This is a genomic window from Acidimicrobiia bacterium (assembly GCA_016650365.1).
Taxonomy (GTDB): Bacteria; Actinomycetota; Acidimicrobiia; order Spongiisociales; family JAENVV01; genus JAENVV01.
Window position 1 is genome coordinate 1 of the sequence record JAENVV010000257.1, and the last position, 12985, is coordinate 12985.

The window sequence follows — 12985 nt, forward strand, 5'->3', positions numbered from 1 at the left end:
GAAACTGCTCAACATCGATTCAACGTCAGATTCTGAGACCGAGATTGAGCCCTCCAGCGGAGCCGCATGGGCACCACCGACGAAGCCGATGCGATAGCCGGCGAACTCCACGACTTCTCCATGAGCGAAGGACATCTCGGTTGGAAGCGCAGCTTTGAGAAGCTCGGGCACGTCGACGTTTCCAAATGTCGCGTAACCAGATGCCCCGACGAGCGCTTCTCGCATCTCGTCGTATTGGCGGCGAGCGACCCGATTGAATGCGGCCCGGATGTCCCCCTCGAACTCACCAGAAGCCTGGCCCCATAACTCTCGCCAACCTACAAAGTCCTGTCTGGCCCGGAGGGCAGCAACCTGGAGGGCGAAGTCGAGGCCGAGTACCTCGGCCACCATGCCTTCGCCGGTTCGATAGTCGACATAGTTGAGAAAGTCACCGAGGATGATGAGGGGCTCGCCCCGCCTCACCAAACGACGTACCGCCTGGTGATTGCCGTGGAGATCACTGATGATGAGCACTAGGAATGCTGAGCCGACGAGTCACCGGAGGGGCCCGGCGACTCGGAAAGCGGCTCATCATCGACCCGATGTGCGTACCAGGCCGACGCAACCGCGCCAGCCGCAGCTGCCACCACCGACATCCCAGTTGACCAGCCGGCGTACGAGCTGGAAAGACCGGCCATACCGAATCCGAGCACACCAGCCACGACAAGCTTGAAACGCGGAATCCGTCTTTCGGGGTCGAAACGAACCAGCACGTCGGCATCAGCTAGGCCGCGTATGAGTATCCACAAGATGAGCGATGGCAAGCCCAACCCGAACGCTATCCAGTAGATCGGGATCATCAACTACCGCCCAGTTGACTGATCACCATGATGATGATGACAGATACGAGAACGCCTGCCAGGATCGTGATACGCCTCCCGTAGAGCAGCGGCGTGTTCCCATTCGCCAGAGACACGGCATCGACGATGGAAGTGGCCGAAAGACCGAAATAGACCATCCCAAAGAACAGGGCCGCCCCACTTTGCGAAGCACTCGCAAAAGAAGCGGACGCCACGGCTGAAAAGACAATGAGTGCTGCCAGCGTAAGCCCCAGGAGCCCCTCACCGGTCTTGACATGCCCCATCCCCGGCAGGAACAACGCCCAGAGGAGGGCGGTCCGCGGCTCTACATCAGGACTGGAATGTCGCTCGGCGCCGAAGGCGTCATATATGGAGGCACCGCAGACGGTGCACGAGTTGGTATCGAGCGGGTTCGGACTGTCACACGACGTGCATGTCCAGCCTGCTCCGGTTGGATCAGGCTTTGACGCAGCCGCCACAGCCGTTTCCCCGGCGCCCTCGCCTCCCGATGACAGGTTCCCAGAAGGCTGCTCGGCAAGAGCCGTGGCAACTGACGCCGTAAACGGCTCGGAGGCCTCTGGTTTCGAAAACGGCGTGTAACACTGATTGCACCAGATGGCAGTATCAGCGTTGGTCGCTCCGCATGTCGAACATATCAGGCTCATTCCGATCGATAGGGTACCGCAGAACGGGCGTCGGAACGATGTTCTTCGTTCCGGTCACTCGTCCGTGACACAACCCTCGGAAGCCGATTTGACCGTTCGGATGTATCGGGCCAGGGTTCCCCGCTCGGCTTTGAGCGCCGGAGCCGTCCAGGCCGCCCGTCTTGCTGCCATCACGTCCGGGTCGACGAGGAGGTCGATCGATTTGGCCACGGCATCAATCACGATTCGATCTCCCCGTTCGACGAGAGCGATTGGGCCCCCGACCTGGGCTTCCGGGGTGATGTGACCGATGATGAATCCGTGCGACCCACCAGAAAAGCGACCGTCGGTAAGCAGGGCGACTGAATCTCCGAGGCCTGCCCCCATAAGGGTCGAGGTCGGTTGAAGCATCTCTGGCATGCCTGGCCCGCCCTTCGGACCCTCAAACCGGATGATGACCACGTCGCCCGGACCAATTTCGGAACGCTCAAGGGCGGCAAGCATTTCTTCTTCGGAGTCATACGGCTTGGCGGGGCCGTCGAAGAAAAGACCCTCTTTGCCGGTGATCTTGGCGACGGAACCTTCCGGGGCCAGGCTCCCCTTCAGCATCTGGAGATGACCGGTTTCCTTGATCGGAGACGCCCATGGTTGGACCACGGTTTGCCCTGGTGCGAAGCCGGGCAATTCTGCGAGGTTTTCCGCCATCGTCCGGCCGGTAACGGTCATGCAGTCACCGTTCAGTACGCCTTGCTCGGCCAGCAATTTAAGTACCGCCGGCGTCCTGCCAACCGCGTGCAGGTCTTCCATCACGTATCTTCCTGATGGCTTCATGTCGGCGAGGAGCGGCGTCCGGTCGCTGACGTCCTGAAAGTCATCGAGGGTCAGCGTTATCCCCACCGACCGACCCATCGCGATGAGATGGAGGACGGCATTGGTCGAGCCACCCAGCACCATGGTGATGGTCATGGCGTTCTCGAAAGCCTCCCTGGTCATGATGTCACCCGGCTTGAGGTCGAGTTCGAGAAGGTTGCGCATGGCGGCGCCGGCGTCGAAGCACTCCTGGAGCTTGTCAGGGTCGGTAGCCGGCCGCGAGGACGAGTACGGCAGACTCATTCCGAGCGCCTCAATCGCCGAAGCCATCGTGTTGGCGGTGTACATGCCCCCGCAGGCTCCGGCTCCCGGACAGGCCAGGCGGACGATGTCGAGGCGGGCGGCGTCGTCGATGCGATCAGCGAGAAGCTCACCGTAGGACTGAAAGGCCGAGATGATGTCGAGGGGTTCGCCATGCGTTCCGATCCCAGCCCGGATGGTCCCTCCATAGACCATGATCCCTGGCCGGTTGAGCCGACCCATGGCCATGATCGTGCCAGGCATGTTCTTGTCGCATCCCGGCAAGGCGATGAGACCGTCGTACCACTGCGCCCCCATGACGGTCTCGATCGAGTCGGCAATCAGATCACGAGATTGGAGCGAGTACGACATACCGTCGGTCCCCATCGATATGCCATCTGAGACACCAATGGTGTTGAACCGCATCCCGACGAGATCTGCCGCTACGACGCCTTCTTTGACCTTGGCGGCAAGATCATTGAGGTGCATATTGCACGAGTTGCCTTCATACCACATGGACGCAATTCCCACCTGGGCTTTGTCCATGTCCTCACGGGTTAGCCCGGTGGCGTAGAGCATCGCCTGTGAGGCGCCTTGGGACGGTGGTTGGGTGATGCGGCGGGAGTATCGATTCAGTTCGGCCATAACCGTGAGGTTACCCTGAGTGGCGCGACCGCGACCAACTATCGAGCAACTCGGGAGGTTGAGACCTGACGACTCCAGGAATCCCACATCCACATCGGAGCCAGGCGAAAGAATCAAGGGAGCGGGCCGTGTGAATCGCCACATGGCGCTCGTTCAGGGAGAAGAGACGGTTGCCGGTACACTGAGAACATGGCGCGCTACCTCATTGACGCCCCCACCTTGCTGCACCTCCTTGACCAGAACCTGCGCGTCGATCCCAACCATCAACTCGTCGCTCCGAACACCATCCGTTCCGACGCACTCCAACTGTTGTTGGACGACGTCCGCCACGGCAAACGCACCGAGAAGGCCGCCCTGGAGACACACGAACGATTGACGGGACTTAAGATGCGACTGCTCGGGGATCGAGTTTCACGCGGTCTGGCGTGGCGCATCGCACTCCAACACGATTGGGAGACTCTGCGCGACGCGGAATACCCGGCGATCGTCGACCTCCAGGCCGACGCCCTGGTCACTATCGATCCCGATCTCGCTGCCAAGGCAGAAGATATCGTGGCGGTCGCCCCTCTCCAATCCCTGTTCGCCAGCAGCTAGCGGGAGCCACAGCACCGACGGGACCACGGCAGAACCCGCTCTCGCTCCGGCGCATCGGCCAGCAGGCGGCTCGGCGACGCGTAACCATCGGGTCAATCGTCTGCGGGATCTCCGGACGTGTTGAAAGCCCCGTCTCGTTGTCGGCGACGAAGCAGGACACCAAAGGCAATCAGGACGAACGGAAAGATCCACCATCGGGCCTGAAAACGCTCAACGTTGTCTGCAACCGACCTGCTCGCCGGCGTGCCAGCCGTTGGGGCAAGGATGTTCCCGTCCGCACCGATTGGACCTGATCGCTCGATCCCCAGTGCCAGGGCGGTGGATCGAACCTCTTCGGCGGTCCAGGAGCCTTCACACGAGCCAGTCCAGAGTTCTCCGGACTCCAACGGAACCAGCACAAAACCCGACGGCTCCGTGGGCAACGAATCAAAGCCGCAAGCGGCACTGCCGCCAACCGCCGTTCGGACTCGCACCGGCGATTCAAGACTGTGCGAGCGATACACGTCTGATAGTTCGATGGTCAGAGTTCCTGCGATCGGGAACGAGCCTTCGACCACCATCTCCCCAACGATCCCGCCCACAACGACAACCGCCGTATCGGGCGAATTGAACGCTTCTGACAGCTTCGGTTGCGAGCAATAGCAAGCCTGAGCCGGATGGTGACTGCCAATACCAATGAAACCCGCGACGAGTATCACGACGAGGGCGCGAAGTCCGATGCGGGTCATCTGGCCTCCTGAAGGGCCACGTCGATTTCTCGCTTCACCTCATAAAGGGTCTCATCATGCCGCGCCTGCTCAAGTGACGCCACCGAATCCGACCCTCCAATGCGACCCAACGCCCAGGCAGCGTGTTGACGTACGATGGACGATGGGTGTCCAAGATAGGGAACGACCTGGTCGACCAGTGTCGGATCTCCACTGTTGCCCGCCACGATGAGAGCATTGCGACGGACATACTTCGGATCTCGTTTCGGGATGTACCAGCGGTCAAACCGATCGAGCAGCTCTTGATCCGAAGCGCCGAGTAACCAGCGGATGTCGACCATGCCCCGGGCCAGCGTGGCGGAGTCCAGCAGGCGGATTCCTGGCGGGCAGGCATCGAGGCAGTCATCGCACCCGTACAGCCGATCCCCCATCGCTTCTCGATACTCGGCCGGGATGACCCCGGGTGCCTGAGCCCAGGCTGCCAGACATCGGCGGGCGTCAAGCACTCCGGGCGCAACGAGCGCTCCGGTCGGACACGCCGGAATACAGGCATCACATGTGCCGCAGTCGCGCTTCATGGGCTGCGTGATTTCAAGGAGCGCATCGGTGACCACGGACCCGATCAACACCCAGGGACCGACTTTGGGGGCGAGCACCATCGTGTTCTTCCCCCACCAGCCGACTCCCGCCCGGACGGCGGCGGCCCGGTCAACGAGTCGATTGTCATCGGCAATCACTTCGGCTCGCCAGCCCTCCGCTCGCAAGGCGTCCGCGACGATTTCCAGGCCGGCGACGAGCGGTTGATAGGCATCATCAACGGCGAATCGAGCGACCACCGCCGACACCGGAGCGTGTTCCGGGGTGCCGGATTCGGGAACGTAGGAGCGGATGCCGACGACCAGACGCTCTGCCCATGGATAGGTACGACGGATATCGGTCGACACTTCCGGTTGGACGTAGGTGAACCCGAGCTTTCCGTTGAGTCCCTCCGACTTTCGATCGGTCAACGTTTTGGCCACTTCGGTAAACGGGTCGGCCAGGCACACTCCGATGGCATTCAAGCCGCCTTCGACGGCCCGTTGATTGAGTCGGTGCTGGTCCACAGACCCAGTCTGGCATGCCTATGACCGTGCCAGAGGGCCGGGAATGCGGTGAGATGAGCAAGCCAAAGTGGATACAGATGGTCCGAAGGTACTTCCCTACCTTCGGACCATCTGTTTTGCCAGCAGTAACGCCAGTGCGCAATCTCAAGAATCTGGTTCTGTTACTGGTCAGAAACCCGGATTCCGGAGACCCTTGGACCTAGCCCGCTCAGGCCGAACGTTCCACCTCTATCCCCCGTTCGACCGCTGGGACTAACCGCAATGGCGCCACCAGGCCCACCTCCGCAAGGTTTCCCAATGCTTCGGACTCCGCCTTGACCAATCGGACAGGATGATCGGTGATATGCAACAGAGCTGTTACCACGCAGTCATCACACGCATCCGTGTGCTGCATGACACAGTCGTCGCAATCGATGACCATCGAGCCCTCGGTCTTGTCCTGGTTCCATCTGGCATCCATACCCACACAGTATCGAGGGGGTGTGACAAAAAACGGCCCGACCCTTCCGGACGATGGTCAGCGGGTCCGTAACCATTCGGCGAACGCCTCTGACCACAGAACGAGGGTGCCGGGGGCTACCCCGGAGTGGATCTCGCGATCGGTGCTGATTACCACGACATCACCTTGCCTCTGCTTGGAAAGGCGCCGAACTTCCTCATCGGCGTCGGCGACAAACTTTCGCTCGACGCCGGACGCGGCCGGGCCTTCGGTGGCTTCTTCGGTGGAGTCCCAAACAACGGTGATCCGCATCGGGCCGGACGCCCGAAGCCCCATGCCGGCGAGCCCGTAGGCCACTTTCGCCCTGGCGGTCGGTGTCGAAAACCCGGCTCCGTCGACATGGAAAGAGACGTTGTAGCCGTCGACGATCACCCAGGTGGGCTGGGACCGGCCGAGGAGATAGCCAATCGCCGCGGCCGAATCCGGCGTGATGCCTTGAGGGAGCCGGAGTTCATCACCGGTAGTCGCCTGAGTCGTCCCGCCTTGACTTGCGATACTTGCGTCGGTGGCAAGCACCGCGTCGGGTCGGGCGGTGACCATAAGCCTGTCGAGTTCACGAGCGAGCGACACGGGATCTGCCGACCGGCCACTGGAGTCTCGGGATTCGGCGTTCGGAATCGCCCGTCGGGCCTTGAGGAGGTCGGCTCTCGTCTTTTCGAGTCGCATCTCACGGTCCGCCAACTGGTCGGAAAGAGCAAGATTTAGATCCCTAAGTTCCTGAATCAACCGCGATTGGTCAGGCGCCGGGTGTCGAGCCGGTTTTTGTTCGTCCCGGAGCTCGGCGATGGCTTGTCGATGGTCGGCACGCTCCCCATCAAGCAGAGCCTGGATCGCCTTGGCCTTGTCCTTCGCTTGATCGCGCTGCAGAGCCAACCCTTCGATATCTCTGGTGAGTTGGCCGATCAGCCGCTGGTCGGCACTTGAGGCATCTTCGGCAACCAGACCGTCCAGCTCCGTTTCCCATCCATCCAGCCGTTCCAAGAACAGACGGGACGGTCCATTGTTCTCCTCCGGCAACTCCTCAAGGGCTTTGACACGCAGCCATTCGTGCTCATCAAGCGCTTCGATCAATGTTCGTTCGAGCGGAGCGGGCAGCCACCTGGCAGAGGACGCCGCAATGCGCCGTAGTCGGGGTGGTATCTCGACTGGTTCCAGTTCGTTCAGGGCGCGGCGAGCGGCAGACACCGCTTCCGTAACCAGCTTGCCGTCCATACTGCCATTGTGCCAGGTCCGCAACGCCATGTTGACCTAACCGGGCGTGGCTGCAATACTCGGCTCTGATATGCAGATCACGACGATCGTACTTAGGTAGACACACACGTCACATCCCGACGTGTGTGTTGATGAGCCCTCCGGGAACGGGGGGTTTTTTGTTGCCGGAAAGGGCCACCATGCCAACTATCAGCGGAGCACAAGCACTGATCAAAGCCTTGGAGTTTGAGGGCGTTGACGTAATGTTCGGACTGCCGGGCGGAGCAATCCTCCCCGCCTACGACCCCCTTTATGACTCCCCCATAAACCATATTCTCGCTCGACATGAGCAGGGAGCCGGCCACATGGCCTCTGGATACGCCTGGGCCACGGGGCGCGTCGGCGTCTGTATGGTCACCTCTGGTCCAGGTGCCACCAATCTCGTTACCGCACTTGCTGACGCGCTGATGGACTCGGTCCCCATGGTCGCCATCACCGGACAGGTGGCCACGACGTCGGTCGGCAATGACGCCTTTCAAGAGGCGTATACGACCGGCATCACGATGCCGTGCACAAAGCACAACTACTTTGTGACCGACGCCAATGACCTCGCCAACGTCGTTCACGAGGCCTTCTACATCGCCCGCTCGGGACGCCCTGGTCCGGTGCTCGTCGACGTTCCCAAGGACGTCCTCAATGCCCAGATCGAATGGAAAGACCCGACCGCTCTCGACCTTCCTGGTTACAAACCAACGGTTACCCCTCATCCGCGCCGTATCAAAGAAGCGATTCGCCTCATCGAGCAAGCCGAACGGCCAGTGTTGTACGTGGGGGGCGGGATCATCAAGGCCGAGGCTTCCGACGAACTTCGTCAACTCGTCAGCGCAATGAATATCCCGGTGGTGACCACGCTGATGGGTCGGGGCGTCGTGGCCGATTCCCATCCGCTCACCCTCGGAATGCCGGGTATGCATGGGACGTACACCGCAACAACCGCCATTCAGAAGTCCGATGTTCTCATTGCCCTTGGGGTCCGGTTCGACGATCGGGTGACCGGTGACCCCGACTTCTTCGCCCCGGACGCGAGGGTGATTCACGCCGACGTCGACCCAGCCGAGATCGGGAAGGTCCGCGAGGCCGAAGTCCCGATCGTGGGAGATGCCAAAGCGGTCATCGAGGCGATGCTCGAAGAATGGGGCGACCGGCCAGCCCCTGAGCGGGCTACCTGGCTGGAACAGCTCCACCGATGGCAGCGCGAAAAAGGGCTCAAATACGATCAGCAGCCAGACGGCAAGATCAAACCCCAGTTTGTGATCGAGGAACTGCATCGGATCACGGGAGGAAACGCCATCGTAGTGTCAGGCGTTGGCCAACATCAGATGTGGGCTTCACTCCATTGGGGCTTTGAGAAGCCTCGCACCTGGATCAATTCCGGCGGGCTCGGCACAATGGGCTACGCGGTGCCTGCGGCTGTCGGTGCCAAAGCCGGTATGCCAGACGAGCTCGTCTGGGCGATCGACGGTGACGGATGCTTCCAGATGACCTCTCAGGAGCTCATCACGGCGGCCGTTGAAGGTATCCCGGTCAAGATCGCTTTGATCAACAACTCACAGCACGGCATGGTTACGCAATGGCAGCGCCTCTTCTACGGTGGCCGACTTTCAGCTAGCCAGCTAGGCGTTGGAGCCGTCGACTACGTCATGCTGGCTGAGGCAATGGGATGTGCCGGCATCCGGGCCGAAACCCCGGGCGAGGTCGCACCGGCCATTGAAAAGGCCATGAGTATCAACGACCGCCCGGTCGTCGTCGAGTTTGTGGTCGACCGCGACGAAATGGTCTTCCCGATGGTTCCGGCCGGCGGGTCAAATGACATAGTCTTGCTCGGACCGGAGGACCTCTAGATGCAACACACACTCAGTGTTCTTGTCGAAGACAAGGCAGGCGTGCTCGCCAGGGTTTCATCGCTGCTGGCCAGACGCGGCTTCAACATCCACTCGTTGGCGGTCGGTCCCACCGCCGAAGCGGGCATGTCGCGAATGACCATCGTGGTTGAGGCACCCGAACTTGAACAGGTCAAAAAGCAGCTCCACAAACTCATCAACGTGGTCAAGATCACCGAACTGGACAGAGAACGGTCGGTCGAGCGAGAGATCATGTTGGTGCGGATCAGCACGACAAGCGGCGCACGATCAGACGTGCTCGAAATCGGTGCCATCTTCAAAGCAACAGTGATCGACGTCGGTCAGAGCTCTATCACGTTTCAGGTAACCGGCACCCCCGCCAAGCTGTCGGACTTCTTCGAACTGGTTCGCGCATACGGCGTGATCGACATGGCAAAGTCCGGTCGGATCGCCCTGAGCCGTGAGAACAAGGCCCGCAAACTGAAAGCCGTCGGACAATGACAAGCACTGGCGTACCCGGCTGGCTCCTTATCTAGCCGACCGGATTCAATCCGTGTCGGCATCTCGTGAATTCCTCAGCCGAGTCTTTTAAGGAGCAACCCAACATGTCAGACCGCTTAATCATCTTCGATACGACACTGCGCGACGGAGAGCAAGCACCCGGAATCGCCCTCACCCCAACCGAAAAATTGACGATCGCTCATCAACTGGCCGCCCTGAAGGTCGATGTCATCGAAGCCGGCTTCGCCGCCTCATCGGACGGAGACTTCGAAGCAGTATCGAACATCGCCCGAGAGGTCCGAGGTCCGGTCATCGCCAGCCTTGCTCGCTGCCACCCCGATGACATCGACCGCGCCAACGATGCACTGAGGCACGCTGAGAAGTACCGGATCCATGTCTTTCAATCAACCTCGGCCATCCACATGGAACGGATGCTCAGGATGAGTCCGGACGACGTTATGAAGTCGGTCGTCGAAGGCGTAACCAGGGCTCGCGGCTACGTCGATGACGTCGAGTTCTCCCCTCAGGATGCCACCCGAACCGACCCGGAGTTCCTGATTGCGGTGTGTCGGGCGGCGGTGGATGCTGGGGCGACCACCATCAACGTTCCCGACACAGTTGGTTACGCGACGCCGACCGAGTTCGTCGAACTCCTCGGACAGGTGTATGCCGAAGTCACCCGGGGCCGCGACGACATCATCGTGTCAACCCACTGCCATAACGACCTTGGCTTGGCCGTTGCCAATTCCCTGTCGGCGATCCATGCTGGCGCTCGCCAGATCGAATGCGCCATAAACGGGATCGGCGAGCGAGCCGGCAACACGTCGACCGAGGAAGTAATCATGGCGGTCAAGACCAGGGAGGACCAGTACGGAGTGGAGATCGGAGCCGACTCAAGGCAACTGTTCGATACCTCCCGACTCGTCTCTCGCCTGACCGGATACCCGGTGCAGTTCAACAAAGCCGTCGTTGGCCGTAACGCCTTCGCCCACGAATCGGGGATTCACCAACATGGCGTTCTGCGGGATCGTTTGACCTATGAAATCATGGACCCGGCGGCAGTTGGCCAGTCAGGCACCCAGATTGTGCTCGGCAAGCACTCAGGGCGCGCCGGCTTCCAAGATGCTCTGAACAAGATCGGTGTGTCGCTCGAAGACGAGGATTTCCAACGGGCATTCAACCGTGTCAAGGAATTGGCCGATAGGAAGGTGGAGATCAACGAAGAGGAGCTCCGCCTGATCGTTTCAGACACACCCCAAGGTGAAAACGCAGTTCAGTTCGTCGGGATGCATGTAGCGGGTGGCCACGACATCACGCCGGCCGCCACGGTAACCCTGCTCTTGAACGGCCGCCAGGAGTCATTCTCCGGAACAGGCGACGGCATGGTTCATGCCGCGTTCGCGGCTCTCCAACAGGGTTTCGGGGTTACCGCCGGACTCATCGATTACCGCGTGGTCCCCGTCACTGCCGGAGCAGACGCCATGGCTGAAGTCAACGTCGTGATCGGAGTCGACGGCCACACGTACTCGGGTCGAGGCATTGACACCGACGTCGTGGAGGGATCGGCACGAGCTTTTGTCGCTGCGCTCAATAAGTCCGTAGGATCCAAGCCCAAGGAGGCATGAGCATGGATACCTACAAGATCGCTTCGATTGATGGCGATGGCATTGGCCCGGAGGTCATGGAGCAGGCCCGCAAGGCGCTTGCCGCCGCCGGCGACCGGTTCAAATTCGATCTGGAGTACACCCACTTCGATCTGGGTGGCCATCGGTATCTGACCACCGGAGAGGTTCTACCCGATGACGAGCTAACGCAGATCCGTAGTCACCACGCCATCCTGTTGGGAGCCGTTGGTACTCCCGACGTCCCACCGGGCGTTCTTGAGCGCGGTTTGCTCCTCCGGATCCGGTTCGAATTCGACCAGTACGTCAATCTCCGACCCGTGAAACTGTATGAGGGAGTCCCCACCCCAATCGCCGGCCTGACACCCGATCGGTGCGACTTCCTGGTGATCCGCGAGAATACCGAGGGCTCATACGTCGGGTCCGGTGGCTTTTTCCGCAAGGGGACCCCATACGAGATCGCCACCCAGAACTCGATCAACACCCGCCACGGAGTCGAGCGGGTGATCCTGAACGCTTTCGAACGGGCAACCAAGCGCAACAACAAGCTCACCGTTGCCCACAAGACGAACGTCATGGCCTTCGCCGGAGACTTGTGGTGGCGCACCGCCCAAGAACTGGCTCCTCAGTTCCCGCACGTCGAACTTGAGTATGTCCATGCAGACGCGCTCTGTCTCCACATGATCAATACGCCCGAACGCTACGACGTCATCGTCACCGACAACCTGTTCGGTGACATCGTGACCGACCTTGGTGCAGCCATCCAAGGTGGCCTTGGCATGGCTGCCTCCGGCAACATCAACCCCGCCCACGGAGCTCCCTCGATGTTCGAACCTGTTCATGGGTCGGCCCCTGACATCGCCGGCAACGGCTGGGCCAACCCGGTGGCCGCCGTCTTATCCGCGGCCATGTGCATGGACGACCTTGGCCAACCAGAGGCGGCGATTGCTCTCGAAGTCGCGGCAACATCCGTTCTCCCACAGCTCAAGTCGATGGGCGGTCCCAATATGGGAATGTCAACCGACCAGATCGGCGACCTGATCGCCGAACGCGTCGCCGGGTAACAACCTACGGCCGACAATCGAGTGGTCATTGAACGGTTTGAACGCCCCAAGCCGTCGCTTTCGCAGCGTTGCGCCAACAACAACGTTCGATTGATCAGGACCGGTGTTGGCTGACGGTTCCGCAGCGATGCGACGACACGAGGGCAAACTTCGGGTCAGTATTTGACCTTGTCACGGTCTTATGGAATAACGATTGCTCAACGAAGCAGCGACGCCAGGGCACAGCAGGGTCCGTCGAGACGGTTCGACGGTCTTATGGAATGACACTTACGCAACGACGCAACGACGGCGGCCTAGGCGTCACCGGGAACGGGCTCCCCTGTCGGTCCCTCCAGCGAAACGAAGTGGAGCGTCCGGGGGGAAGGGCCCCATCACCGTAGGCGATGGGTAGGGGGGCTCGCCGCCAAACAACGGCACGCTCAACGACACAACGACACAACGACACAACGACACAACGACACAACGACACAACGACACAACGACACAACGACACAACGACACAACGACACAACGACACAACGACACAACGACACAACGACACAACGACACAACGACACACCGACCC

The 12985-nt window shown here is 60.7% G+C and carries 13 protein-coding genes; 5 read left to right on the forward strand and 8 right to left on the reverse strand.

Annotation, left to right across the window (positions count from 1 at the left end; all coding sequences use genetic code 11):
• The 4 genes from JJE47_14770 to ilvD all read right to left on the reverse strand — a co-directional run.
• A partial coding sequence (locus JJE47_14770) for a hypothetical protein (protein MBK5268682.1) occupies positions 1-513 on the reverse strand: 513 nt, incomplete at its 3' end.
• Positions 513-839, reverse strand: a complete 327-nt coding sequence (locus tag JJE47_14775) for a hypothetical protein (GenBank protein MBK5268683.1) — start codon at positions 837-839, stop codon at positions 513-515. The genes JJE47_14775 and JJE47_14770, both read right to left, overlap by 1 nt.
• Complete coding sequence (locus tag JJE47_14780; protein MBK5268684.1) at positions 839-1504, reverse strand: zinc ribbon domain-containing protein; 666 nt, start codon at positions 1502-1504, stop codon at positions 839-841. The genes JJE47_14775 and JJE47_14780 overlap by 1 nt, the downstream gene beginning before the upstream one ends.
• A gap of 54 nt (positions 1505-1558) precedes the next feature.
• On the reverse strand, positions 1559-3238 hold the full coding sequence (gene ilvD, locus JJE47_14785; protein ID MBK5268685.1) for a dihydroxy-acid dehydratase: 1680 nt from the start codon (positions 3236-3238) through the stop codon (positions 1559-1561).
• Between the two features lie 189 nt (positions 3239-3427).
• On the opposite strand from ilvD, the gene JJE47_14790 reads away from it, so the two are divergent.
• Complete coding sequence (locus JJE47_14790; GenBank protein MBK5268686.1) at positions 3428-3832, forward strand: hypothetical protein; 405 nt, start codon at positions 3428-3430, stop codon at positions 3830-3832.
• Between the two features lie 92 nt (positions 3833-3924).
• Here JJE47_14790 and JJE47_14795 read toward each other — a convergent pair whose 3' ends face one another.
• From JJE47_14795 to JJE47_14810, 4 genes are all read right to left on the reverse strand, one after another.
• Positions 3925-4560 (reverse strand): hypothetical protein, encoded by a 636-nt coding sequence (locus tag JJE47_14795; protein ID MBK5268687.1) that lies wholly within the window; start codon positions 4558-4560, stop codon positions 3925-3927.
• The gene (gene queG / locus JJE47_14800; protein ID MBK5268688.1) at positions 4557-5642 is read right to left on the reverse strand and encodes a tRNA epoxyqueuosine(34) reductase QueG; all 1086 of its coding nucleotides are present in this window, start codon (positions 5640-5642) and stop codon (positions 4557-4559) included. The genes JJE47_14795 and queG overlap by 4 nt, the downstream gene beginning before the upstream one ends.
• A gap of 208 nt (positions 5643-5850) precedes the next feature.
• Positions 5851-6063, reverse strand: a complete 213-nt coding sequence (locus JJE47_14805) for a hypothetical protein (protein ID MBK5268689.1) — start codon at positions 6061-6063, stop codon at positions 5851-5853.
• A gap of 96 nt (positions 6064-6159) precedes the next feature.
• The gene (locus JJE47_14810; GenBank protein MBK5268690.1) at positions 6160-7353 is read right to left on the reverse strand and encodes a hypothetical protein; all 1194 of its coding nucleotides are present in this window, start codon (positions 7351-7353) and stop codon (positions 6160-6162) included.
• Between the two features lie 131 nt (positions 7354-7484).
• Here JJE47_14810 and JJE47_14815 point away from each other — a divergent pair, with 131 nt between their 5' ends.
• The 4 genes from JJE47_14815 (at position 7485) to JJE47_14830 (ending at position 12420) form a co-directional block, all read left to right on the forward strand.
• Positions 7485-9233: an acetolactate synthase large subunit gene (locus JJE47_14815; GenBank protein ID MBK5268691.1), complete on the forward strand. Its 1749-nt coding sequence runs from the start codon at positions 7485-7487 to the stop codon at positions 9231-9233.
• Positions 9234-9734, forward strand: coding sequence for an acetolactate synthase small subunit (gene ilvN, locus JJE47_14820; protein MBK5268692.1), 501 nt, complete (start codon positions 9234-9236; stop codon positions 9732-9734).
• 104 nt (positions 9735-9838) lie between these two features.
• A complete protein-coding gene (locus JJE47_14825; protein ID MBK5268693.1) occupies positions 9839-11359 on the forward strand; it encodes a 2-isopropylmalate synthase in 1521 nt (506 codons plus the stop codon).
• Positions 11356-12420 carry a 3-isopropylmalate dehydrogenase gene (locus JJE47_14830; protein ID MBK5268694.1) on the forward strand — a complete coding sequence of 355 codons (1065 nt, stop codon included), beginning with the start codon at positions 11356-11358 and terminating at the stop codon, positions 12418-12420. Before JJE47_14825 ends, JJE47_14830 begins: the two co-directional genes overlap by 4 nt.
• Positions 12421-12985 lie beyond the last annotated feature (565 nt).

What these genes read in the sequence shown, in the direction of transcription:
- JJE47_14775 (MBK5268683.1), bottom strand. Translation starts at nt 839, where the DNA reads ATGATCCCGATCTACTGGATAGCGTTCGGGTTGGGCTTGCCATCGCTC.
- JJE47_14780 (MBK5268684.1), bottom strand. Translation starts at nt 1,504, where the DNA reads ATGAGCCTGATATGTTCGACATGCGGAGCGACCAACGCTGATACTGCC.
- ilvD (MBK5268685.1), bottom strand. Translation starts at nt 3,238, where the DNA reads ATGGCCGAACTGAATCGATACTCCCGCCGCATCACCCAACCACCGTCC.
- JJE47_14790 (MBK5268686.1), top strand. Translation starts at nt 3,428, where the DNA reads ATGGCGCGCTACCTCATTGACGCCCCCACCTTGCTGCACCTCCTTGAC.
- JJE47_14795 (MBK5268687.1), bottom strand. Translation starts at nt 4,560, where the DNA reads ATGACCCGCATCGGACTTCGCGCCCTCGTCGTGATACTCGTCGCGGGT.
- JJE47_14805 (MBK5268689.1), bottom strand. Translation starts at nt 6,063, where the DNA reads ATGGTCATCGATTGCGACGACTGTGTCATGCAGCACACGGATGCGTGT.
- JJE47_14810 (MBK5268690.1), bottom strand. Translation starts at nt 7,353, where the DNA reads ATGGACGGCAAGCTGGTTACGGAAGCGGTGTCTGCCGCTCGCCGCGCC.
- JJE47_14815 (MBK5268691.1), top strand. Translation starts at nt 7,485, where the DNA reads ATGAGCCCTCCGGGAACGGGGGGTTTTTTGTTGCCGGAAAGGGCCACC.
- ilvN (MBK5268692.1), top strand. Translation starts at nt 9,234, where the DNA reads ATGCAACACACACTCAGTGTTCTTGTCGAAGACAAGGCAGGCGTGCTC.
- JJE47_14825 (MBK5268693.1), top strand. Translation starts at nt 9,839, where the DNA reads ATGTCAGACCGCTTAATCATCTTCGATACGACACTGCGCGACGGAGAG.
- JJE47_14830 (MBK5268694.1), top strand. Translation starts at nt 11,356, where the DNA reads ATGAGCATGGATACCTACAAGATCGCTTCGATTGATGGCGATGGCATT.